General features: G+C 61.8%; 23 protein-coding genes. 9 read left to right on the forward strand and 14 right to left on the reverse strand.

Annotated elements, in window-relative coordinates; genetic code table 11:
• Nucleotides 1-122: 122 nt before the first annotated feature.
• Complete coding sequence (bglA, locus tag DMO26_RS18205) at nucleotides 123-1,772, forward strand: beta-galactosidase BglA (protein ID WP_117193570.1); 1,650 nt, start codon at nucleotides 123-125, stop codon at nucleotides 1,770-1,772.
• Nucleotides 1,773-1,792: 20 nt separating this feature from the next.
• Here the strand turns inward: bglA and DMO26_RS18210 are convergent, their stop codons facing one another.
• From DMO26_RS18210 to DMO26_RS18225, 4 genes are all read right to left on the reverse strand, one after another.
• Entirely contained in the window at nucleotides 1,793-2,206 is a 414-nt protein-coding gene (locus DMO26_RS18210; RefSeq protein WP_117193571.1) for a GFA family protein, read from the reverse strand.
• A gap of 88 nt (nucleotides 2,207-2,294) precedes the next feature.
• Nucleotides 2,295-2,831, reverse strand: coding sequence for an SRPBCC family protein (locus DMO26_RS18215; RefSeq protein ID WP_117193572.1), 537 nt, complete (start codon nucleotides 2,829-2,831; stop codon nucleotides 2,295-2,297).
• Entirely contained in the window at nucleotides 2,828-3,244 is a 417-nt protein-coding gene (locus DMO26_RS18220; RefSeq protein ID WP_117193573.1) for an ArsR/SmtB family transcription factor, read from the reverse strand. Before DMO26_RS18220 ends, DMO26_RS18215 begins: the two co-directional genes overlap by 4 nt.
• A gap of 77 nt (nucleotides 3,245-3,321) precedes the next feature.
• Nucleotides 3,322-4,224 (reverse strand): AraC family transcriptional regulator, encoded by a 903-nt coding sequence (locus DMO26_RS18225; RefSeq protein ID WP_117193574.1) that lies wholly within the window; start codon nucleotides 4,222-4,224, stop codon nucleotides 3,322-3,324.
• Between the two features lie 221 nt (nucleotides 4,225-4,445).
• On the opposite strand from DMO26_RS18225, the gene DMO26_RS18230 reads away from it, so the two are divergent.
• The 4 genes from DMO26_RS18230 to DMO26_RS18245 all read left to right on the forward strand — a co-directional run bounded on the left by DMO26_RS18230 (nucleotide 4,446) and on the right by DMO26_RS18245 (nucleotide 5,716).
• A complete protein-coding gene (locus tag DMO26_RS18230) occupies nucleotides 4,446-4,619 on the forward strand; it encodes a hypothetical protein (protein ID WP_162894962.1) in 174 nt (57 codons plus the stop codon).
• Nucleotides 4,612-4,962 (forward strand): Atu4866 domain-containing protein, encoded by a 351-nt coding sequence (locus DMO26_RS18235; protein WP_162894963.1) that lies wholly within the window; start codon nucleotides 4,612-4,614, stop codon nucleotides 4,960-4,962. Before DMO26_RS18230 ends, DMO26_RS18235 begins: the two co-directional genes overlap by 8 nt.
• A gap of 71 nt (nucleotides 4,963-5,033) precedes the next feature.
• The gene (locus DMO26_RS18240) at nucleotides 5,034-5,447 is read left to right on the forward strand and encodes a putative toxin-antitoxin system toxin component, PIN family (RefSeq protein ID WP_264319364.1); all 414 of its coding nucleotides are present in this window, start codon (nucleotides 5,034-5,036) and stop codon (nucleotides 5,445-5,447) included.
• Nucleotides 5,444-5,716, forward strand: a complete 273-nt coding sequence (locus tag DMO26_RS18245) for a toxin-antitoxin system HicB family antitoxin (protein ID WP_117193578.1) — start codon at nucleotides 5,444-5,446, stop codon at nucleotides 5,714-5,716. The genes DMO26_RS18240 and DMO26_RS18245 overlap by 4 nt, the downstream gene beginning before the upstream one ends.
• Nucleotides 5,717-5,735: 19 nt before the next feature.
• Here DMO26_RS18245 and ade read toward each other — a convergent pair whose 3' ends face one another.
• Nucleotides 5,736-7,430: an adenine deaminase gene (gene ade / locus DMO26_RS18250; protein WP_162894964.1), complete on the reverse strand. Its 1,695-nt coding sequence runs from the start codon at nucleotides 7,428-7,430 to the stop codon at nucleotides 5,736-5,738.
• A gap of 179 nt (nucleotides 7,431-7,609) precedes the next feature.
• Here ade and DMO26_RS18255 point away from each other — a divergent pair, with 179 nt between their 5' ends.
• Complete coding sequence (locus DMO26_RS18255) at nucleotides 7,610-8,206, forward strand: hypothetical protein (protein ID WP_117193579.1); 597 nt, start codon at nucleotides 7,610-7,612, stop codon at nucleotides 8,204-8,206.
• The gene (locus DMO26_RS18260; protein ID WP_117193580.1) at nucleotides 8,203-8,616 is read left to right on the forward strand and encodes a hypothetical protein; all 414 of its coding nucleotides are present in this window, start codon (nucleotides 8,203-8,205) and stop codon (nucleotides 8,614-8,616) included. The genes DMO26_RS18255 and DMO26_RS18260 overlap by 4 nt, the downstream gene beginning before the upstream one ends.
• Nucleotides 8,617-8,693: 77 nt before the next feature.
• On the opposite strand, the gene DMO26_RS18265 is transcribed toward DMO26_RS18260, so the two are convergent.
• Together DMO26_RS18265 and DMO26_RS18270 are read right to left on the reverse strand one after the other, a co-directional pair.
• Nucleotides 8,694-9,800, reverse strand: coding sequence for a branched-chain amino acid ABC transporter substrate-binding protein (locus DMO26_RS18265; protein ID WP_117193582.1), 1,107 nt, complete (start codon nucleotides 9,798-9,800; stop codon nucleotides 8,694-8,696).
• Between the two features lie 282 nt (nucleotides 9,801-10,082).
• On the reverse strand, nucleotides 10,083-10,535 hold the full coding sequence (locus tag DMO26_RS18270) for a MarR family winged helix-turn-helix transcriptional regulator (RefSeq protein ID WP_117193583.1): 453 nt from the start codon (nucleotides 10,533-10,535) through the stop codon (nucleotides 10,083-10,085).
• A gap of 266 nt (nucleotides 10,536-10,801) precedes the next feature.
• Between DMO26_RS18270 and DMO26_RS18275 the strand changes: the two genes are divergently transcribed.
• Complete coding sequence (locus tag DMO26_RS18275) at nucleotides 10,802-11,641, forward strand: alpha/beta fold hydrolase (RefSeq protein ID WP_117193585.1); 840 nt, start codon at nucleotides 10,802-10,804, stop codon at nucleotides 11,639-11,641.
• Between the two features lie 41 nt (nucleotides 11,642-11,682).
• Here the strand turns inward: DMO26_RS18275 and DMO26_RS18280 are convergent, their stop codons facing one another.
• Nucleotides 11,683-12,432, reverse strand: a complete 750-nt coding sequence (locus tag DMO26_RS18280) for a sulfite exporter TauE/SafE family protein (protein WP_117193586.1) — start codon at nucleotides 12,430-12,432, stop codon at nucleotides 11,683-11,685.
• A gap of 218 nt (nucleotides 12,433-12,650) precedes the next feature.
• Between DMO26_RS18280 and DMO26_RS18285 the strand changes: the two genes are divergently transcribed.
• Nucleotides 12,651-13,625 (forward strand): energy transducer TonB, encoded by a 975-nt coding sequence (locus tag DMO26_RS18285; RefSeq protein ID WP_117193588.1) that lies wholly within the window; start codon nucleotides 12,651-12,653, stop codon nucleotides 13,623-13,625.
• Between the two features lie 149 nt (nucleotides 13,626-13,774).
• Here DMO26_RS18285 and DMO26_RS18290 read toward each other — a convergent pair whose 3' ends face one another.
• The 6 genes from DMO26_RS18290 to choW all read right to left on the reverse strand — a co-directional run bounded on the left by DMO26_RS18290 (nucleotide 13,775) and on the right by choW (nucleotide 20,928).
• A complete protein-coding gene (locus DMO26_RS18290; protein ID WP_117193589.1) occupies nucleotides 13,775-15,496 on the reverse strand; it encodes an ABC transporter ATP-binding protein in 1,722 nt (573 codons plus the stop codon).
• Between the two features lie 315 nt (nucleotides 15,497-15,811).
• Nucleotides 15,812-17,140, reverse strand: coding sequence for an aspartate aminotransferase family protein (locus DMO26_RS18295; RefSeq protein WP_117193757.1), 1,329 nt, complete (start codon nucleotides 17,138-17,140; stop codon nucleotides 15,812-15,814).
• Between the two features lie 487 nt (nucleotides 17,141-17,627).
• Complete coding sequence (locus DMO26_RS18300; protein ID WP_117193590.1) at nucleotides 17,628-17,948, reverse strand: ArsR/SmtB family transcription factor; 321 nt, start codon at nucleotides 17,946-17,948, stop codon at nucleotides 17,628-17,630.
• Nucleotides 17,949-18,067: 119 nt separating this feature from the next.
• Nucleotides 18,068-18,865 (reverse strand): HugZ family pyridoxamine 5'-phosphate oxidase, encoded by a 798-nt coding sequence (locus tag DMO26_RS18305; protein ID WP_404947067.1) that lies wholly within the window; start codon nucleotides 18,863-18,865, stop codon nucleotides 18,068-18,070.
• A gap of 114 nt (nucleotides 18,866-18,979) precedes the next feature.
• A complete protein-coding gene (gene choV, locus DMO26_RS18310) occupies nucleotides 18,980-20,059 on the reverse strand; it encodes a choline ABC transporter ATP-binding protein (protein ID WP_226951352.1) in 1,080 nt (359 codons plus the stop codon).
• Between the two features lie 2 nt (nucleotides 20,060-20,061).
• Nucleotides 20,062-20,928 carry a choline ABC transporter permease subunit gene (gene choW, locus DMO26_RS18315; RefSeq protein ID WP_117193592.1) on the reverse strand — a complete coding sequence of 289 codons (867 nt, stop codon included), beginning with the start codon at nucleotides 20,926-20,928 and terminating at the stop codon, nucleotides 20,062-20,064.
• Nucleotides 20,929-20,989 lie beyond the last annotated feature (61 nt).

Genomic DNA, 20,989 nt, shown 5'->3' on the forward strand with positions numbered 1-20,989 from the left:
TTGACAGATCGTCGCATAAAATGAAGCGGCATGCATGGCAAGCGCGCTTTGTTTTCACGTTGTCTTTTGCGGCCGTGGCTCTAGGTTCGGGCTGGAACAAGGCATCAAGGGAGAGTCGAAAGATGGCGACGGAAGCGGCGAAGACGGTCGATGCGGACTGGTGGCGCGGCGCGGTGATCTACCAGATCTACCCGCGCTCCTTCCAGGATACGAGCGGCGACGGCATCGGCGATATCAAGGGCATTACTCAACGCCTGCCGCATGTCGCCTCGCTCGGCGTCGACGCCATCTGGCTGTCGCCGTTCTTCACCTCGCCGATGGCCGACATGGGCTATGACGTCTCGGACTACTGCAATGTCGATCCGATGTTCGGCACGCTCGGCGATTTCGACGAGATGATGGCCGAGGCGCATCGCCTCGGCCTCAAGGTGATCATCGACCAGGTGATCTCGCACACCTCCGACCGGCATCCGTGGTTCGTCGAAAGCCGGTCCAGCCGCACCAACCCCAAGGCCGACTGGTATGTCTGGGCCGATCCCAAACCGGACGGCACGGCCCCGACCAACTGGCTGTCGATCTTCGGCGGGCCGGGCTGGGAATGGGACGGTGTGCGCAAGCAATATTACATGCACAACTTCCTGATCGCCCAGCCGGACCTCAACTTCCACAATCTGGAGGTTCAGGAGGCGATGCTCGATACGGTGCGCTTCTGGCTGGAGCGCGGTGTAGACGGATTCCGGCTCGATACGGTGAACTACTATTTCCACGACAAGCAGCTCCGCAACAATCCGCCGATGGTCTACGATACCGAAGGCGCCGGCATGGAGACGGATACCAATCCCTATTCCATGCAGAACCACCTTTACGACAAGACCCAGCCGGAAAACATCGGCTTCCTGAAGCGGCTGAGAGCATTGCTCGACAGCTACGAGGGTCGGGCGACGGTGGGCGAAGTGGGCGACGGGCCGCGTTCCTTGTCGACGCTGGCGCTCTACACCACCGGCAACGACAAGCTGCACATGTGCTACACCTTCGATTTCCTGGGGCCTGCCTTCGATGCGGCCTATATCCGCAAGGTGATGACGACGGTGGCGGACACGGTTTCCAACGGCTGGGTCTGCTGGGCGTTTTCCAACCACGATGTCGTCCGGCATGTGACGCGCTTCATCGAAACGCCGGAAGAGCAAGACCACGTCGCCAAACTGTCGATCACGCTGCTTTCGGTGCTGCGCGGGTCGATCTGCCTCTATCAGGGCGAGGAACTGGGGCTGACGGAGGCGGAGCTCGCCTTCGAGGATCTGTGCGACCCCTACGGCATCCGCTTCTGGCCTGCCTTCAAGGGCCGCGACGGATGCCGCACGCCGATGGCGTGGGAGGCCGGCGAGCCGCATGCGGGCTTCACGACCGGCTCCAAGACCTGGCTGCCGGTGCCGGGCAATCATGCAAACCGCGCCGTCGATGCACAGGAGGCTCTGGCGGATTCGGTGCTGCATCACTACCGGGCGACGCTCGGCTTCCGCAAGGCGCATCCGCCGCTGATCGACGGCGACATGACCTTCCTCGACACCAACCAGGACCTGCTGGCCTTCGTGCGGGAAAAGGGCGGCGAAAAGCTGCTTTTCGTCTTCAACCTGACGCGTGGAGCGCAGGATTTCACCTTGCCGAAGCGTCTCGGTGACGTCCTGCCGGTCAATCTGCCGGGGTTCGTGTCGAGACTGGAGAAAGGCATCGTCAAGCTCGACGCGCTGGACGTTTTCTGCGCCCGGGTTTGACCTGGACGCGCGGCGGGCGCTCAGCCGGCCGGCGGCATGCGGGCGAATTTCGTCGCGGCCGGATCGACGTGATCCCAGGGCTGGGCAGCGTCCGTCCAAGTGACCATGTGCGGACGGTATCGTTCCGGCTCGTCGAGGCTTGCGGCGCGGATGACGAAAAAGTCGGGCGCGGCGGGAAAGGTCATATAGACCGGCGAGCCGCAGGTGGGGCAGAAGGCGCGGCGCTTGACCGTGCCGCCGTCGCCGGTCGCTTCCCAATGGGTCGGCTGGCCTTCGAGGCTCACCGCCGCATGTGCGAAGGTGAGGGAGGCGTGGCCGGTGCCGCTTTCGCGCTGGCACTGGCGGCATTGGCAGTCCAGCATCGCGATCGGTTCGCCCGAAACTTCATAACGGACAGCGCCGCAGGCGCAGCCGCCGGTAAAAGGCCTGCTCATGAGTGTTTCTCCATGATGATGATCCGTCTTGGACGGTGATCGGTAAAGGAGCCTCCGCCCGGCAATCAGGGGCGGAGGCGACGACCGCTCATTCGGCGGGAATGAGCCGGTCGTATTCTTCCTTCAACCGTTTCCAATCCTGCCAGAAGGACGCCGGCTTGCGTTCGTTGAGGCGGGCGACAAGGATATCGAGATGCGCATGCCAGCCGGCACCGACCATGACCATGTTCTTGCGGTCGGAGATGCGCCTGTGGGTGACAGTCAGCAGGATTTCCGAGCCTGCCTGCTGAAGCTCGAAGGAGACTTCGCCGCGCGGCGGCCAAGAAAAGACGAGGCGATGCGGCGCCTCGAAGGCAATCACCTCGCTCTGCATCGTATGTTCGGCGGGAAAGCCTTCCGGCTTGCCTTCGGAGGAGGAACTCAGTTCGTCATTGCGCCAGGTGAGTTCGAAGGCCTTGCCCGGTTCGGCGGGGATGATACCGGAGGCGAGCCACTGGCGGCGCAGGTCGCTGTCGGCCAGATAGGACCAGACCCGTTCGATCGGGCCGGGCAGGCGGCGCTGAATCGTGAGCGCAAAGGGTTCGCTCACGACGCCGTATTTGATCAAGGATGTCATGTCGTTCATTGGTCTTCTCCCGTTTTCGGTTCAGGTTTGACTTCGGGTTCATGGGGGGCAGGGGATTTCCGGCTTTTTGCCTCGGCATCTTTCCGTGCATCCTCGCGCAGCAGGCGTTCCAGGATGTCGAGCCGGTTGGTCCAGAAGCGTTCGTAAAAGGCGAGCCACTGGTGAGCGGTCGCGAGCGGCGTCGGCTCGAGGCGGCAGAGATGGGTGCGGCCGTGGATCTCGCGGCGGATCAAGCCGGCGCCTTCCAAGACCTTGATGTGTTTCGAGGCGGCGGCGAGCGACATGTCGTGCGGCTCCGCCAGCTGGCTCACGGTGCGCTCGCCATCCGCGAGTTCGCGAAGCATGCGGCGGCGTGTGGCGTCGCTCAGAGCGTGGAAGACAGTGTCGATCTGTTGTGCGTGTAATTCAACCATGTGGTTGAATATGCGCTTCTGCGGTTTTATTGTCAACCGATCGGTTGAATGTTTTTCAGGAAGGGCGCCGGGCCGGTTCAGGCCTCGGCGTAACGGGCCGGTTCGGTTCTGAGCCGTGTGATGTCCTGGATGGGCGGGGCACCGAACAGGCGGCGGTATTCGCGGCTGAACTGCGAGGGGCTGTCATAGCCGACCTGATGGGCGGCGGTGGCGGCGTCCACGGCGTTGGCGAGGATCAACCGGCGAGCTTCCTGCAGGCGAAGCTGCTTCTGGTATTGCAGCGGGCTCATGGCCGTCACTTCGCGAAAATGCTGATGCAGCGACGACGGGCTCATGCGCGCTTCGACGGCGACCTGCTCGATCGAGAAGGGAGCAGAGAAGTTCTGGCGGATCCAGGCGATCGCCCGGTTGACCTGCTGCAGCCGGTTTTCGGGCGCGAGGATCTGACGGATCATTTCCGCCTGTTCGCCGCGCAGCAGGCGGAACATCAGTTCGCGCTCGATGAGCGGGGCGAGATAGGCGATCTCGTCGGGCCGGTCGAGAAGCTGGGTGAAGCGCAGCGCGGCATCGAGGAATTCCGGCGTCGCGTGGCTGAGGCCGATGCACTTGCGGCGCATGGTCGGCTGGCCGAAGGTATCCGGCATCTGCACCAACATTTCGCTCAAGAGTTTCAGGTCGAGATCGAGCCTGATGCAGAGATAGGGCTTTTCCTCGCTTGCCTCGATCACCTGGCCGGTAATCGGTATGTCGACCGAAACCACGAGGTACTGGCCGGGGCTGTAGCGAAAGATCTCGTCGGCGAGCATGACCTGCTTGGCGCCCTGGGCGATAATGCAGATGGCCGGCTGGTGGAGGGCGTGCAGCGGCTCTGTCGGGTTCGACATGCGGATCACCGACAGGCGCGGAATGGCGGTCTCGAACACACCGTCGCCATCGGTGTTTTGTGCAATCAGCCGCGCGAGTTGAACGAGCTTTTCCATCCTTGGCCTCTTCCGGATCGTAAAAATAGGCGAAAACCGGGCTGACTGGATCATATCGCCTTTCTTCGCGTGGCTGATATGGGATGCGATATGGCCAATTCAAACAAGCTTCGGAGGATTGTGCAATCATGCCGGAGGACTGGTCTACCGCCGGGAGGCCGGGTTCACCCATATTCCGCCTCGTCCGATCGATCAAAGCCGGACGGAAAAAGGAGATGGTGATGGCAAGCTTCCAGTATTTGCTCGAAAGCCCCTTTCGGTGGATCGCCCATTGGATTGCCCCTTCGGGTGACCACAGGGCTGCCGGCCCGGCCGGCTCCTTCTTCAGACATTCGGGCGGTGCCGGCCGCAGCCGTCGCGAGCGGGTCCTCAGAAGGGACTACCTGAATGGCTGAGCGCTTCCTTCAAAATTCTATTGCCGTGGCTGCCTTCGCGATGTCCTTCACCTTCATCGCGTGCTTCACGGCGTTCGCACACGATATAAAAGACCAGGAGAAGACGATGAGCAACCACCCCTATGTCGGAATGTGGGTGACGGAAGACAATCACGTCCGTCACGAACTCCTGCCGAACGGCCGTTACGTGGAAGCCCGCGGCACCCGGGAAAAGGCCTATGAGGGGCAATATTGGGTGAACGGCGACCATATCGACTACAAGGACGACACCGGCTTCACCGCCGACGGCGATTTCCGCGGCGGCGTGCTTTATCACGGCGGGATGGTGCTGCGGCGGCGGTGAATTTGAGGATCGCGCCCATGCGTTGAAACATCCCATGGGGTATATTATTGTGCCCTTCCATGAAGCGCGTAGTGCTCGATACGAATGTTCTTGCGGCGGCGTTTCGAAGCCGAAACGGCGCCTCTTTTATTATTTTACAAAAGGTAGCCGCGCGGCAGATCAAGCTTCTGGTAACGACTGCGTTGCTGCTTGAATATGAAGCTGTCCTCAAGCGACCGGAGCAGATCGCAGCTCATGGTCTGCCGTTGTCGCGGATCGATGACGCGATACGGGAGTTTGCGGCGTTGTCCGAGCCTATCGATCTACATTATCAATGGAGGCCGCAGCTTTCGGATCCCAAGGATGAACTGGTCATGGAGGCAGCAATTAATGGGCGGGCGGATGCCTTGGTAACCTATAATGTTCGCGACTTTCAGCATGCTGCTGGACGTTTTGGAATTCGGTTATTGCGGCCGAGCGAATTTTTGGAGCAACTAAAACCATGAGCAAGAACACCTATCCTCTGAAGCTCCCTGCTTCCATCAAAGCGGCGGCGGCACGTCTTGCCAAGGAAGACGGCGTGTCACTCAATCAATGGATTGCTTCGGCCGTTGCGCAGAAGATTGGCGTTGTCGAAACTGCCGCCGAGTTTTTGAAAAAGCGCGCCAGTGGTGCGACCGGTGACGATCTTATAAAGATATTGGACGAAGTTCCCGACAATCCGCCCATGGAGGGCGACGAGCTTCCTGAAGGATGGATGAAGGGGTATCGCTGAGCGGGATCGCAAAGCCCTCTCAAATCAGCGTGAACCTGTCGACATCCACCATGCCCTTGTCCGATATCTTCAGGTGCGGGATGACGGGGAGCGGCAGGAAGGCGACCTGTAGGAACGGTTCTTCGAGCGTCGTTCCAAGCGCATAAGCGGCTTTCCTCAGGTGATGCAGCGTGTCGCGGACCGTTTCATAGGGTTCGAGGCTCATCAGGCCGGCGACGGGCAGGGCGATTTCGCCGGTGACCTTGCCGTCTTCCACGACCACGAAGCCGCCGTGGATTTCGCCCAAGCGGTTGGCGGCCATTGCCATGTCGTCCTCGCTGACGCCGACGACACAGATATTGTGGCTGTCATGGCCGACGGTCGAGGCGATGGCACCTTTCTTCAAGCCGAAACCCTGGACGAAACCATTGGCATGGTTGCCGTTCTTGCCGTGCCGCTCGATGACCGCGACCTTGATGATGTCGCGGGCAAGATCGAGGCCGGTCTGGTTGCCGGAGGTCGGCAGGTGGTAACGGCGGTGTTCTGTGATGATCTTTCCGGGCATCACGCCGATCACCGGCGTTTCTCCTTCCGTGACCGGCACGCCGAAATGCATCGCCTGCACGGGCCGCGCCTTGACGCTGTCGAGGCCGACGGGGGCGACGGGTTTGCGGGTGGCGAAAAGCTCGGCGGTGACCTTGCGGCCGGCGGAGAAAACGATCTCGGCCTTGCAGTTCTCGAGGCTGTCGATGACGACGAGATCGGCGCGCCAGCCGGGGGCGACGAGGCCGCGGTCGCGCAGGCCGAAGGCTTTGGCGGCTGAGATCGAGGCGGCGCGGTAGACGGCCAGCGGCTCGACGCCGTGTCCGATCGCAGTGCGGATCATGTAGTCGAGATGGCCCTGTTCGGCGATGTCGAGCGGGTTGCGGTCGTCGGTGCAGAGCGCGAGATAGGGGGACAGGCGCTCGGTGATGATCGGCATCAGGGCATGGAGGTCCTTCGAGACGGAACCCTCGCGCACCAGGATGTGCATGCCCTTGCGGATTTTTTCGAGCGCTTCATCGGCGGTGGTGCATTCGTGCTCGGTTCGGATGCCGGCGGCGAGATAGCCGTTCAGGTCGTTGCCTCTCAAAAGCGGCGCATGGCCGTCGATATGATCGCCGTAGAAGGCGTCGAGCTTGGCGAGGCAGATCGGGTCCTTGTGGATGACGCCCGGGAAATTCATGAATTCCGCAAGCCCGATGACCTTGGGATGATGGCGGAAAGGCAGGAGCTTCTCGATGGGCAGATCGGCGCCCGCCGTCTCCAGATGTGTGGCCGGCACGCAGGAGGAGAGCTGGACGCGGATGTCCATGACGGTTTCCAGCGCGGAAGCCAGGAAGAATTCGATGCCTTCAGCGCCGATGACATTGGCGATCTCGTGCGGGTCGCAGATCGCCGTGGTGACGCCATAGGGCAGCACGCAGCGGTCGAATTCATGCGGCGTCACCAATGAGCTTTCGATATGCAGATGCGTGTCGATGAAGCCCGGTACGACAATCCTTCCGGAAATGTCGAACTCGGTCCTGCCGGAATAGCTGCCGCAGGTGCCGACGATGCGATCGCCGCAGATGGCGATGTCGGAGGCCACGAGCTCCCCCGTCACGAGGTCGAAGAACCTGCCGCCCTTCAGCACGATATCGGCCGGCTCGCGGCCGGTGCCCTGGTCGATCAAGCTTTCGAGGCGGGTGGTCATGGCTGTCTCCGATTCCATCTGGCGCATTCTAGCCAAGGTGCGCAAGGATACTATGGCAGGATGGGATTTTCGTGCTAAGGTTGCGTTCGGGGGATTGTCAAATACACGTCACAAGTGAAGCAGAAATCGTTCGATAGCCTTCGGCGGGTGCCATTTCTCTAAACGGCAGAGGAGACGGAATGGCTGACGATCATCTCGACGAGTTGCTAGGGAAAGCGCTTGCTTCGCTTTCCGTCGATGCCTCGGCGCAGGCGAGGCAGGATCTCGAAAAGAAGCTGCGGGATCTGGCTGCCGAACTGTTTCTCGAATGGCTGACCGGCGAGCGGCGTTTTGAAAGACAGCCGCAGCAGACCGAATACTGGATCTCCCGTTTCTACGAGGAGATTTTCCCGGACGAGCAGCCGGACGGCACGGTCATCTACGAACGCTTCGGCCTTGCCCTCCCGCGGGCCAATTATATCGCACGGCTGTTGCGGACGCGGCGGGCCGCGTGGTGGCGGGATGCCGCCCGCCGGGAATTGGTGGCGGTTCTCGAAGCAAAACGCGCCGCAGCGCAGGAGGCGCCCGACATCGAGGAGATCGATATCAGCCTCTCGGCCGGCGCCGCAGACGAATTGCGGGTGCAGTTCGATCGCTACTGTGCGTCGGTGACGCCGGACAAGCGGCCGCGGCCGCCGAAGTCCAGGCAGTCGCTCGGCATGACGCGTTGGTACGGGGTTCCTGCTGCAACGCTGAAAGTGCTGCTGGACTTTCTGAAACAAGGGAGCGGAAAATGAATCTCATCGGATTGATGCTCAGTCTCGCCGGCCTGGTCGGCACGTTCTTCAACATTCAGTTGAGCCAGTGGCTGCGCGATCTCGTGGCGCTGGAGCAGAAGGTGGAGCTCAACAAGCGGCACGCCAACGAGAGCCAGCAGAAGGCGATCGTCGAATGCCGCATCGAGTTTCGCAAGCTTTCGAACGGCGACAGCTATCGGATCAACATCGCCGTGTTGATTTTCGTGATCTTCGTGCTTTGCGACGGGATACTCATGGCTTCGACCGCGTCCGGCGATGCGCTCTTCCCGCATGTCATGACGGCTCTGGTGGTGTTCCTGATCTTTTTCGTGGGCATGTCGCTGTGGCTGTTCCGACGCGGCTCAGCCACGACCAATTCGATCAAGACGATGCTCGACAGCATCAAGTAATCCCTTGAAGTTAGGGGATAATGGGCGCCGAAAACGATCGTCCGGCACCCGTCCCGATCACGTCCGAGACCCTGTTGTCACTCGGCGGCGACGATCTTGCCGTCCTGCCACTTGAAGAGCGAGAAGCTCTGCGACGTCAGGTCGCCCGTTTCGCCATAGGTGAGCTTGCCGATGGCGGTGGCGACCGGCTCGCCTGTCTTCAGCGCCTTGGCGACGGCTTCCGCGTCCTCGGCGCTCTTTGCCTTTTCGATGCCGGCCTTGATGACCTCGACGGCGGCATAGGCATTCAGCGTGAAGGCTTCGGCCGGGATGTTGCGGGCGGCGAGAGCTTCGGCCGCCGCCTTGGAATCCGGGTTCTTGGTCGCGTCGGACGCATTGGTGAAGAGCGTGCCGGCTGCCGCCGTGGTGCCGATATTCCAGAATTCGCTGTTCGACAGGCCGTCGCCGCCGATGATCGTCGCCTTGACGCCGAGATCGGCGAGCTGGCGGGCGAGCAGGCCGCCTTCCGGATGATAGCCGCCGAAATAGATGACTTCGACACCGGCGGACTTCAGGCGGGTGGTGAGCGCGCTGAAGTCCTTGTCGCCTGCGGTCACCGCGTCGTTGACGACTTCCTTGACGCCGCCGGCATTGAGCGCGGCCTTGAAGGCATCGGCGAGGCCTTTGCCATAGGCGCCCTTGTCGTTGATGATGGCGACCTTCTTGTCCTTGAGGCTCTTCAGGACGTAATCGGCGGCGACCACGGCCTGCTGGTCGTCGCGGCCGCAGGTGCGCAGCACGTTTGTGAGGCCGCGGGTGGTGAGCGCCGGCGTGGTCGCCGTCGGCGTGACCATCAGCACGCCGTTTTCGGCAAGCACGTCGGAAGCAGGCATCGCAACACCGGAGGTGACCGGGCCGACGACGAAGCGAATGCCCTGACCGACGATCTGGTTGGCGGCGGAAACGCCCTGCTTGGGCTCGGCGGCATCGTCGGCGGCCTTCAGGACGACCTTCTCGCCGAGAATGCCGCCCTTCTTGTTGATCTCCGCAATGGCGGTTTCGGCGCCGTTCCTGACCTGGTCGCCATAGGCGGCGACCGGACCGGTCAGCGGCGCGATGAGGCCGATGACGATCTCGGCATGGGCGAGCTGCGCCGACAAAAGGGAAGCGAGGGCGGTTGCCCCCAGAAGCATCTTGAGGTTCATCTTGGTCTCCTTGGGTGGGGCCGTGAGAGGCCCGCGGTCAACGCCGCAGCTCGCGCCTGCCGTCTCCGATGCTTTTCAAGCATCGCGCCAAATGACGGAAGGCGGTGCGGTCGATGCCGTGCCGAGCCATGTTTGGCTTTCGGCGTGCGGCGGCACAATCTGTAAAAATTTGGCCGGGATTCCGCAAGATGATATCAAACCGGCCGCAGTTTTTATCGATTTCACGAAAATCTGGCTGGAAATCGGCGCGGAAGACACGGCCGTACGCATATCAGGCAGAGCTTATGCAGTATGTCTCAGCGTGCCGAGAAACGCCTGGACCTGACGGTTGAAGGCCTGGAACGCGTCCGGCTTCATGCCGGAACGCTGTATTAGCGTATCGCCGAGGCACCTGCTTTGCACGACCAGCGCGCGGCCTGCATCGGTCAGGTGGACATGAACCTGGCGTTCGTCTTCCTTGCTGCGGTGCCGCTCCAGGAGGCCGGCCTGTTCAAGCCGCTTCACCGGAGGGGTGATGGTGCTCGATTCCAGCGAAAGCCTCTCGGCGATGGCTCCGACCGTCATGCCGTCCTGCTCTGCCAAGGCGCTCAGCACGAGATATTGAGGATAGGTTATGCCCATCTCGTCGAGCATCGGTTTGTAGAGGCGGTTGATGGCGATATTCGCTTCGTAAAGGGAGAAGCAAAGCTGATCGCTCAGCGGGTAAGGGGTATGGGCGGGTTTTGCTTCGCGCATGGCTCGATCCGATGACTTGGGTATGGCAAATTTATATCACAAAAAAATATATCGCGATAAATATTTTTATGGACAGGTGCCGCAAAATGTATTAGCGAATGATTATCGCGATAATTAATATCGAGATATCAAAATCGCGAAAGTCCTTCCGATGCGTCACGGTGGCGACATCAAGGGGCCATAGGAACATCGAGCCGGGTCGCCGCCTGCGGTCCGTCTTGCAGTCACGTCCAATCATCAGAGATCATTTTCGAAGGGATAAGACCATGAGCAGCAATTTCATCACCACCAAGGATGGCACTGAGATCTTCTACAAGGACTGGGGTCCGAAGGATGCCCAACCGGTCGTCTTCCATCACGGCTGGCCGCTTTCCTCCGACGATTGGGACGCCCAGATGCTGTTCTTCCTGCACCAGGGTTTTCGCGTGATTGCCCATGACCGGCGCGGCCATGGCCGTTCGAGCCAGACCGAGACCGGCAACGAAATGAATACCTACGCGGCCGATGTCGCCGAACTCGTCGCCCATCTCGACCTGAAAAACGCCATTCATGTCGGCCATTCGACCGGCGGCGGCGAAGTCGCCCGATATGTGGCGCAACATGGCGGTGGCGGCCGCGTCGCAAAGGCCGTGCTAATGGGCGCCGTGCCGCCGATCATGGTCAAGACCGAAAACAACCCCGGCGGCCTGCCGATCGAAGTGTTCGACGGTTTTCGCGCGGCCCTTGCCACCAACCGGGCGCAGTTCTTCCGCGACGTTCCGGCCGGCCCGTTCTATGGCTTCAACCGCGAAGGCGCCCAGGTTTCCGAAGGCGTCATCCAGAACTGGTGGCGGCAGGGCATGATGGGCGGCACCAAGGCCCATTACGATTGCATCAAGGCCTTTTCCGAAACCGATTTCACCGAAGACCTGAAGGCGATCGACGTGCCGGTTCTCGTCATGCATGGCGACGACGATCAGATCGTGCCGATCGCCGACTCCGCACATCTGGCGATCAAGCTTCTGAAGAACGGCACGCTGAAGGTCTATGAAGGCCTGCCGCACGGCATGGCGACGACCCATGCCGATATCGTCAACGCCGATCTCCTGGCTTTCTTCAAGGCCTGAACCGGACGCGCCACGGAGGCTCGCCGCATTGCGGCGGGCCTCTACAATATCGGGCGGAGCAACATTTCCGTGCCGAGGATCAGAAGCGCCACCAGGAACCAGCGCCGGAAGGCCGGAGGGCTGATCCGGTTGCGGGCAAGCTGGCCGATCCACATGCCGATGAGCGCGGGCACCAGGGCCAGCGCGGAAAGCCAGAGGTTTCCCTGCTCATAGGCGCCGCGCAAAGCAAGCCCGGCGGCAAGCGCGATCGTCGAGACGGTGAAGGAGAGGCCGAGCGACTGGATGAGGTCGTCCTTTTCCAGCCCGAGTGCCTGGAGATAAGGCACGGCCGGAATGACGAAGACGCCCGTTCCGCCGGTGACGACGCCGGTCACGAGACCGACGGTCGGCGAGAGCCAGGGTTCCATATGCGCCGGCACCCGGAGCTGGCGGGCAAACAGCGTATGGCAGGCATAGGCCACGAGCGCCGCGCCAAGGGCTGCGGTGGTGACGGCCGTGTTGCCCTCGGTCAGCAGCGACGAGCCGGCAATCGTGCCGACCAGGATGGCGAGCATCATCGGCCAGAGGCGTTTCAGCACTGCGCCGGTGCGGGGGCCGGCAAGCAACTGCCAGACATTGGTGACGAAGGAGGGGACGATCAGCAGGCCGGCGGCCGTCAGCGGTGAGATCAGAGCGCCGAGCGCGCCCATGGCGACCGTCGGCAGGCCCATGCCGGTGACGCCCTTGACGAAGCCGGCGACGATGAAGGTCGCGGCGACCGCCGACAGAAGAACGATCTGATTTTCCACCATGTCTCCTCAAGCGCCGCCGGCAGACCGGCCTCCGTGTCTATTTCCAGAAATCGACTGGCTTCGGTGCAAGGCGCGGCGCGACGATTCGCGTTCATGACACCCCGAGCCGGTGCTTGAAGCGGAGCACGTCGCCGCTATGTCATCGGACAGGTTGCAGGATGGATATTTTTGGCCATCTGGCAACCGGTTTGAGTAGACATATTGCGGGGACGATTTCGATGCGGCGTTTTTCATGGATCCTGGGTGCGGTCCTTTCTCTGCTGCCGGTCCAGGAGGTGGCGGCGCAGGAGGCCACCGGGACGGACAATGACGACCTGCCTTTCGAGGCGCAGATCCAGCCCTGCTGGTCCACGCCGGCCGGCGCCAATACGCCGGCCGTCATCACTTTCAAGCTCAAGCCCGACGGCAATCTTGACGGAACGCCGGTGATCAAGAGCCGGGGGAAGGGGGCTTTGAACGAGGCTTTTGCCCGATCGGCTCTGAGGGCGATCATGAAATGCAGCCCATACAGGGTGGGCAACAAGCTGGAATATGAGACGACATTCATTCCAGATCCCACGGGGGCGCAGCCGGAGACGGCCGAGATGCCGCGACAGGTGCCGGCCGCGGATTTGCAGGATGGCGATCCGCGCACCCGCATTATCGATTTCGGTGACGTGAAGATCGGTTTCAAAGTCCCGGAGGGGTTTTGCGCCATCGATCCCAAGCGCGGCGGTTATCATCGAAAGCTCTGGCAGGCGCTGGCCCCGCCGCCGGAACGGAAATCGGAACTCAAGTCGCTGGATATCGATTGCGAGTCGCTGAAGAAAGCCGAGGCCGGTCACAATATACGGCCGAAATACGGGTTCACGGTGACGCGTTTCCTTGAAGGCAAAAGACCCGTCCCGGCGAACCTCAACGACTTTCTCGACGAGGTGGAGAAGGATAAGGAACCGTTGACCCCGCGATATTGGGAGTATCCGCCGGTCGCCGGTTCACCGTTTCTTGGCCGCGATGACCGCGCCATCTATGCCGCGCAGCGTGTTCTGGAGGACGGGAAGATGGTCATGTCCGGTGTGAGTGCTTTTACGCTGGCGGGAGGGATGCCGATCCTGCTCAACCATTTCGCGGTCGAGGGACCTGATCTTGCCCGGGAGCGGGAGGCGCGTATCGCGGAGATCGTTGCGGGGATGCGGGTGGGGAAGGAAGACTGAGGCACGCCGGCGTGCGGTTTCTCCCCTTGCAGGGGAGATGCCGGCAGGCAGAGGAAGGTCGCATACTCTTCCGTCGAATTTGCTGCCCCCTCTGTCACCGCCGGTGACATCTCCCCCTTCGACGGGGGAGATGGGCAAACGGCGAAGCCTCAAGCCACCGCGCCGAACTGGGCTTCGTGGAGGCGGGCATAGGCACCGTTAGCGTTCAGCAGTTCGGCATGGGTGCCTTCCTCGACGATGCCTTCAGGCCCCATGACGACGATGCGGTCGGCATTGCGGATGGTGGCGAGCCGATGGGCGACGACGAGGGTGGTGCGGCCCTTCGACAGTTCGAGCAGGGCCTGCTGGATCGCCAGTTCGGTGGCCGAATCCAGCGCGGATGTCGCTTCGTCGAGGATGAGGATCGGCGGATTTTTCAGGAAGATGCGGGCGATCGCGAGGCGCTGCTTCTGGCCACCCGACAGCTTCACCCCGCGCTCTCCCGTCGGCGTGTCGAGGCCGAGCGGCAGCGACAGCACGAACCGGTCGAGGGCGGCCCGCCGCAGCGCTTCCATGATCTCCTCGTCGCTGGCACCGAGCCGGCCATAGGCGATGTTTTCGCGGATCGTCGAGCCGAACATGAAGACGTCCTGCTGGACGATGCCGATCTGGCTGCGCAGCGAGGCCTGCGTCATGTCGCGGATATCGATGCCGTCGATGGTGATCGCGCCGGCGGTGACGTCGTAGAAGCGCGGCAGCAGCGAGCAGACCGTCGTTTTGCCGGCGCCGGAAGGGCCGACGAAGGCGACCGTTTCTCCGGCCGCGATCCTGAGATCCAGATGTTCGAAGACTCTTGCGCCATCCGAATAACCGAAGCTCACGTCGCGATAGGCGATATCGCCCTTGAGCGCGGTTACAGCGATTGCATCCGGCCGGTCGGCGAGATCGGGCTGGGTATCGATCAGATCGGTGAAGCGGCGGAAACCGGCAAAACCCTTCGGATACATTTCCAGGACCGAAGTGATCTTGTCGATCGGGTGGAAGAAGACGTTGACGAGCAGCAGGAAGCTGACGAAACCGCCGTAGCTCAGTTCACCCTGCACCACGAACCAGGTGCCGGCGATCATTACCGACAGTTGGACCAGCCGCGTGCCGAGATAGCTCAGCGCCACGCTTGCCGTCATATAGGCGTAGGCGTTGAGCTTGGTCGCCTTGTAGCCCTCGTTGTTGCGGGCGAAAAGCTGGCTTTCATAGGCCTCGTTGCCGAAGGCCTTGACGACGCGGATGCCGCCGACGCTTTCCTGCACCCGCGTGTTGAAATCGCCGACCTTGCCGAACAGCGTGCGCCAGTTGATGGTCATGCGGGCGCCGTAGCGGCTGACGAGCCAGGTCATGAACGGCACGATGACGGTGGTCAGTAGCGCCAGCTTCCAGTGCACCGTGAACATCAGGATGAAGGCGCCGATGAAGGTCATGATCGCGATGAACAGATCTTCCGGGCCGTGGTGGGCGATCTCTCCGACCTCTTCCAGGTCCTTGGTGACATGGGTGATGAGGTGGCCGGTGCGGGTGTTGTCGAAATACCGGAAGGAGAGTTTCTGGATATGGTCGAAGGCCTGCCGGCGCATGTCCGACTCGATCGAGATGCCGAGCGCATGGCCCCAGTAGTTGACGATCGCCATCAGGCCGGTATTGAGGGCGTAGACAGCAAGCAGCGCCAAGGCGACGCCAACGATCAGCGTCCAGTTCTGGCCGGGAAGCAACTCGTCGACGAAGAGCTTGACGGCGATCGGGAAGCCGAGTTCGAGCAGGCCGGCAAGCACCGCACAACCGAAATCAAGCAGAAACAGCGTCTTGTAGGGCGCGTAATAGGAGAAGAAACGACGAAGCATGAAGGCCCCCTCCAGGGGCGAAAAGGCTCACATTGTCGATGAGGGTGGACTGAGTGGTCAGCCCGATACCGGCGCCGCCATTCAGCGTTGGGAAATACCGGCCGTTCTCATCGAATGAGCCTCCTTCACAGGTCGTTGCGAGGTTTATAGTGCGATCCAGGGGCGATGTCTACCGGGGCGGGTGGAGAAATGTTCCTGTTGCGGTGGAGGGCGCTGTCTTGTGTTCGGATGCTTCGATGCGCTCCGCATCCTTCGTCATCCCTGTGACAAGTACAGGGATGACGGTGGCTTGGTCAGCGACCGCAACGCGCGATCTCAAATACCGTTCTTCAGGATCTCGCGCAGCTTCCCGAAGATCTCGTCGATGTGATGCTTTTCGACGATCAGCGGCGGCGACATGGCGATCGTGTCGCCGGTCGTGCGGATCAGGAGGCCGTCCTCGTAAGCCTTCAGGAAAGCGGTGAAGGCGCGTTTGGTGGGTTCGCCGGCAATCGGATCGAGTTCGATCGCACCGATCAGGCCGAGGTTGCGGATGTCGATGACGTTCGGCAGGTCCTTCAGCGAATGCAGGCCTTCCTCCCAATAGGGAGAAATGTCGCGGGCGCGTTCGAACAGGCCTTCCTCCCTATAGGTTTCGAGGGTCGCCAGGCCGGCGGCGGAGGCGATCGGATTGCCCGAATAGGTGTAGCCGTGCATGAATTCGATCATGTGCTCCGGGCCGTTCATGAAGGCGTCGTGGATTTCCGAGGTGACGAACACCGCACCCATCGGGATGACGCCGTTGGTGAGGCCCTTGGCGGTGGTGATGATGTCCGGCCTGACGTCAAAATATTGAGCTGCAAACGGTGCGCCAAGCCGGCCGAAACCGGTGATGACTTCGTCGAAGATCAACAGGATGCCGTGCTTGGTGCAGATCTCGCGCAGCTTCTGCAGGTAACCCTTCGGCGGGATGAGCACGCCGGTGGAGCCCGCGACCGGTTCGACGATGACGGCGGCGACGGTGGAGGCGTCATGCAGCGTGACGATGCGTTCCAGCTCTGCCGCCAGATCGCCGCCATGTTCCGGTTCGCCCCGCGTGAAGGCGTTCTTGCCGGGCAGGTGGGTGTGCGGCAGATGATCCACACCGGTCAGAAGCGTGCCGAACATCTTGCGGTTGGCGACGATGCCACCGACGGAAATGCCGCCGAAATTGACGCCGTGATAACCGCGCTCGCGGCCGATCAGGCGGAAGCGCGAGCCGTTGCCCTTCACGCGGTGATAGGCGAGCGCCACCTTCAGCGCCGTCTCGACCGATTCGGAGCCGGAATTGGTGTAGAGGACATGGTTCATGCCCTCCGGCGCGATATCGACCAGGCGGTTCGCCAGTTCGAAGGCCTTGGGGTGGCCGAGCTGGAAGGCGGGAGCATAATCCAGTTCGCCGGCCTGTTCGCGGATCGCCTCGGTGATCTTCGGGCGGCAGTGGCCGGCATTGACGCACCAGAGGCCGGCGGTGGCATCGAGCACCTGACGGCCGTCATGGGTCGTGTAGTGCATATCCTTCGCACCGACGAAAAGACGGGGTTCCTTCTTGAACTGGCGGTTGGCGGTAAACGGCATCCAGAACGCCCGAAGGTCGTTGGGCGTGGTGTTCAGGCGATTGGACATGAGATTCTCCATGGCCATTCGGTTTCTTCGGGTGGCCATTTCCCCGTCGGCGGCTTTGCGCCAAGTTTTGACTGCCTGGTCAAATTATCAGGGGGAACGGGGGCGTCAATCGGCTTGATGCTGCGCGGACACGGGGGAGCGAGGTCACGCGAAGGAGAGAGCGATGCTTTCACCTAAAGATGTGGATGCATTGGATTTCAATCTTGACTAGAAATCGTTCCAATGCGACGTTCGCTCAATTCAGGCTGTCAGGCCTTTGTGGTCCTGCCGTCCGGTCGAACGGAAAGCTTGGCAGGGCGGCGGTGGAGATATGAAGACGTACGGGGAGATATGCAGGCAGGGGATGCGCAGGACCCATAACGTTGAAAGCCTCGCCCACGGCAATCGGGACGAGGACAGGTCGAGTCCGAGCAAAAACTTATCGCCGGCAGTCCGCACGCATGGCTTGGCCGATCGGCTGCGGACATCGCCGTTGCTGTAGCCGTTCTCAGGCGGCGACGGATTTCTTCTGAGCCGGGGCGCAGTAGATCTCTTCCAAGGTCTCGAGCACCTTCAGGACCGATTCCGATGAGCTGGAGTAATAGATGGTCTGGGCATCGCGCCGGGTCTTGACCAGTTTTTGCGCACGCAGCTTGGAAAGATGCTGCGAGAGAGCCGACTGGCTGAGGCCGACCTGCGAAGCGAGGGCGCCGACCGCGACCTCACCTCTGACCAGGCAGCAGAGGATCATCAGCCGCTTGGGGTTGGCCATCGCAGACAACAGGCCTGCTGCTGCGTTGGAGTGCTCGGATAGTGCCATCGTGTCCATCAGCTACAATTCCCCTCGTATTCCAAAGCGGCCCCGCTTAAAAATCACCCTTTGTCCTAAGATCGAAAATTAACAAGGAGCAAAAGGGATTGTATATCCCTAAATTTCAGGTAACCCAATCAACGTATTTTAGTGATGGCAAAAATATAATCAAGTACGGCCGCTGGTGACCCGGCCAGTTGATCGAATTCGTGCCTGAGTTGAAAGTCGCCGCCGATTAAGTCGATTCCGGCCCGGTCAACGCCGCCGAAGCGCCAGTTCTTCCCGTTTTCCGTGCGGATATTCGCGGCAAAGGCTTCCGCCGCTGCTGTCATATTTTTTAAATTCTCCTGCAGCTCGAACCAGTCGGACGTGATTCCCGGCTCGGGAATTATCAGGTCAGCCCCGTTCAACATGTATGCACGGCCGAATCCCCCGTTCAGGGAGGCTGCCTGCGGAGTGATTCGAAAGAAGCGGAAATCGCCGAAGTCGGCATAGAGGGCGGCCTTCGGATGCCGGTCGAGGAAGCGGCTGCGGATGCGGGCGTGTTCAGGCGTGTCACGCGCGACGCTTTCCGCAAGGCATTGCAGGGTGATGCGAGGATGGGCGAGCGGATCGCCCTTTCCGGGTTCGCCGGCAAGAAGCGAGCACCGTGGATCGGCGACGAGGCCTTTGGTGTGGCCGGAAAGGCCGGAGACGAGGATGACCGGCACGCCGTCGATGTCCGTCCCGGTCAGCGTGCGGCTGACGGAGGGAAAACCGGTCTCCGGATCGATCACCGCGAGCGCCATGTACCGGGCGCCGCGGACCAGCGTGCGGGCGAGGCGGCGTGCCTCGTCATCCGTATCGCGAAGCACTTTGGGTTTGTCGGCATCGGTCGGCTTGTCGACAATCGCCTCGGTTTCAGGCCTCTCTGTATTCGCTTCCTCAGCCGGCAATTGCTCAGCCATGTCGTCACCTCGTCGCGACCGGACGGCTGCGCGGCCGGCCCGGGCACGACATAACATCTGTGATGTCCAAGTGAAAGCCGACTTGGCGTCTCAAGTTTGAATTCAGCCGTCGCGGCGGCGGTGACGCGTCAGCCCGGCGATCACGTCGTCGGCGGATATCGTGCCGACGATCGCGCCGTTGTCGACGACGCCGATGGCGCCCGGCTGGCGGGAGAGGGCATCGAGGATATCGATGAGCGGCGTCGTTGTCAGCGCCGTTCCCGATACGGCGGAGGCGCCGGCGGCCCCGCTGACACCCGGCCGCATCACGTCGCTTGCCGTCAGCATGGTGATCGGGTTCATGTGTTGCACGAAATCGGCGACATATTGATCCGCCGGGGCGCGGACGATCTCCTGCGGCGTGCCGCACTGGATGATGCGGCCGCCTTCCATGATGGCGATGCGGTTGCCGATGCGGAAGGCCTCGTCGAGATCGTGGCTGACGAAGAGGATGGTCTTCTTCAGCCGCCGCTGGAACTCGAGAAGCTCATCCTGCAGACGCGTGCGGATCAGCGGATCCAGCGCGGAAAACGGCTCGTCCATCAAAAGGATCGGCGCGCCAGTCGCAAAGGCGCGGGCAAGGCCGACGCGCTGCTGCATCCCGCCTGACAGTTCGCCCACCTTGCGGCCGGCCCATTTCGTCAGGTTCACCAGTTCGAGCTGTTCTCCGACGCGGCTCTTGCGCTCGGCCTCGGAAACGCCGGCAAGCTCTAGGCCGAAACCGACGTTTTCGGCGACGGTGCGCCAGGGCAGCAGGCCGAACTGCTGGAAGACCATGGAAACCGTGTGCATGCGCAGGTCGCGCAGCAGCTTGGGGCTCGCCTTATAGGGATCGACGGGGCCGGAAGGGGTGGCGACGCGGACGGCGCCGCGCACGACCGGCGCCAGGCCGTTGACGGCACGCAGCAGGGTCGACTTGCCGGAGCCGGAAAGGCCCATGAGAACCAGGATCTCGCCCTCGTGGATGGTGAGCGCGGCATTGGCGACACCGAGCACGATGCCGGTGGCCGCGCTGATCTCGTCGCGTGTCCTGCCTTGATCAACGAGCGGGAGAGCGCGTTCCGGATGATCGCCGAAGATGATATCGACGCGGTCGAAAACCACGCAGTCCGTCTTCTGTTCCGTCTGTTCTGTCATTGTCATGCTCATGCGCCGTCTCCCGTCGAGGTGCGGAACATCCGGTCGAGAATGATCGCCAGGATGACGATGCAGAGGCCGGCCTCGAAGCCGCGGGCGATATTGACGGTGTTCAGCGCCCGCACGACCGGCACACCGAGGCCGTTGGCGCCGACGAGGGCTGCGATCACGACCATCGACAGGGACAGCATGATCGTCTGGGTGAGGCCGGCCATGATCTGCGGCATGGCGAAGGGCAGCTCGACCTTGCGCAGCACCTGCGCTGGCGTCGCGCCGAAGGCGACGGCGGCTTCGACAAGCGCGCCGGGCGTCGAGATGATGCCGAGGCGCGTCAACCGGATCGGCGCGGGAATGGCGAAGATGACCGTGGCGATCAGGCCCGGCACCATGCCGAGCCCGAAGAGGATCAACGCCGGGATGAGATAGACGAAGGTGGGGATGGTCTGCATGAGGTCGAGGATCGGCCGCATGATCTCGTAGATCCAGGCGCGGCGCGCGGCGAGGATGCCGAGCGGCACGCCGACCGCCATGCTGACGGCGGTGGACGCCAGCACAAGCGCCAGCGTCTCGGTCGTCTCCTTCCAGTAGCCCTGGTTGTAGATGACGAGCAGTCCAAGACAGGTGAAGAGCGCGATGCCGATCGACCGGCGAAGCCAGAAGGCGAGTGCGGTGAAGAGTGCAATCAGGACATAGGCGTTCGGCCATTGCAGCACGAAGAGCATCGCGTTGATGACCGCCGAGAGGATGGCGGCCAGGCGATCGAAGAACCAGTCGGCATTGGCGGTCAGCCAGTCGACGCATGTTTTCGCCCAAAAGCCGAGGCGCAACTTGCCATCGGGATCAATGAGCCATTCGGGAAACCAGTTCACGTCCATGTCTGCCTGATCTGGAGGAAGTTATCGCGCCGGGGACAACGCATGAATTCCAGGTACTTGC

It is taken from the genome of Rhizobium terrae, from assembly GCF_003425685.1.
Classification (GTDB): Bacteria; Pseudomonadota; Alphaproteobacteria; order Rhizobiales; family Rhizobiaceae; genus Neorhizobium; species Neorhizobium terrae.

Excerpts from the sequence above, each read along its gene's own strand:
- DMO26_RS18260 (WP_117193580.1), top strand. The coding sequence starts at position 8,203 with ATGAATCTCATCGGATTGATGCTCAGTCTCGCCGGCCTGGTCGGCACG.
- choV (WP_226951352.1), bottom strand. The coding sequence starts at position 20,059 with ATGACAATGACAGAACAGACGGAACAGAAGACGGACTGCGTGGTTTTC.
- DMO26_RS18220 (WP_117193573.1), bottom strand. The coding sequence starts at position 3,244 with ATGGTTGAATTACACGCACAACAGATCGACACTGTCTTCCACGCTCTG.
- DMO26_RS18245 (WP_117193578.1), top strand. The coding sequence starts at position 5,444 with ATGAGCAAGAACACCTATCCTCTGAAGCTCCCTGCTTCCATCAAAGCG.
- DMO26_RS18270 (WP_117193583.1), bottom strand. The coding sequence starts at position 10,535 with ATGCGCGAAGCAAAACCCGCCCATACCCCTTACCCGCTGAGCGATCAG.
- DMO26_RS18230 (WP_162894962.1), top strand. The coding sequence starts at position 4,446 with ATGGCAAGCTTCCAGTATTTGCTCGAAAGCCCCTTTCGGTGGATCGCC.
- ade (WP_162894964.1), bottom strand. The coding sequence starts at position 7,430 with ATGACCACCCGCCTCGAAAGCTTGATCGACCAGGGCACCGGCCGCGAG.
- DMO26_RS18225 (WP_117193574.1), bottom strand. The coding sequence starts at position 4,224 with ATGGAAAAGCTCGTTCAACTCGCGCGGCTGATTGCACAAAACACCGAT.
- choW (WP_117193592.1), bottom strand. The coding sequence starts at position 20,928 with ATGGACGTGAACTGGTTTCCCGAATGGCTCATTGATCCCGATGGCAAG.
- DMO26_RS18275 (WP_117193585.1), top strand. The coding sequence starts at position 10,802 with ATGAGCAGCAATTTCATCACCACCAAGGATGGCACTGAGATCTTCTAC.
- bglA (WP_117193570.1), top strand. The coding sequence starts at position 123 with ATGGCGACGGAAGCGGCGAAGACGGTCGATGCGGACTGGTGGCGCGGC.
- DMO26_RS18235 (WP_162894963.1), top strand. The coding sequence starts at position 4,612 with ATGGCTGAGCGCTTCCTTCAAAATTCTATTGCCGTGGCTGCCTTCGCG.
- DMO26_RS18290 (WP_117193589.1), bottom strand. The coding sequence starts at position 15,496 with ATGCTTCGTCGTTTCTTCTCCTATTACGCGCCCTACAAGACGCTGTTT.
- DMO26_RS18300 (WP_117193590.1), bottom strand. The coding sequence starts at position 17,948 with ATGGACACGATGGCACTATCCGAGCACTCCAACGCAGCAGCAGGCCTG.
- DMO26_RS18255 (WP_117193579.1), top strand. The coding sequence starts at position 7,610 with ATGGCTGACGATCATCTCGACGAGTTGCTAGGGAAAGCGCTTGCTTCG.
- DMO26_RS18285 (WP_117193588.1), top strand. The coding sequence starts at position 12,651 with ATGCGGCGTTTTTCATGGATCCTGGGTGCGGTCCTTTCTCTGCTGCCG.
- DMO26_RS18280 (WP_117193586.1), bottom strand. The coding sequence starts at position 12,432 with ATGGTGGAAAATCAGATCGTTCTTCTGTCGGCGGTCGCCGCGACCTTC.
- DMO26_RS18295 (WP_117193757.1), bottom strand. The coding sequence starts at position 17,140 with ATGTCCAATCGCCTGAACACCACGCCCAACGACCTTCGGGCGTTCTGG.
- DMO26_RS18265 (WP_117193582.1), bottom strand. The coding sequence starts at position 9,800 with ATGAACCTCAAGATGCTTCTGGGGGCAACCGCCCTCGCTTCCCTTTTG.
- DMO26_RS18210 (WP_117193571.1), bottom strand. The coding sequence starts at position 2,206 with ATGAGCAGGCCTTTTACCGGCGGCTGCGCCTGCGGCGCTGTCCGTTAT.
- DMO26_RS18215 (WP_117193572.1), bottom strand. The coding sequence starts at position 2,831 with ATGAACGACATGACATCCTTGATCAAATACGGCGTCGTGAGCGAACCC.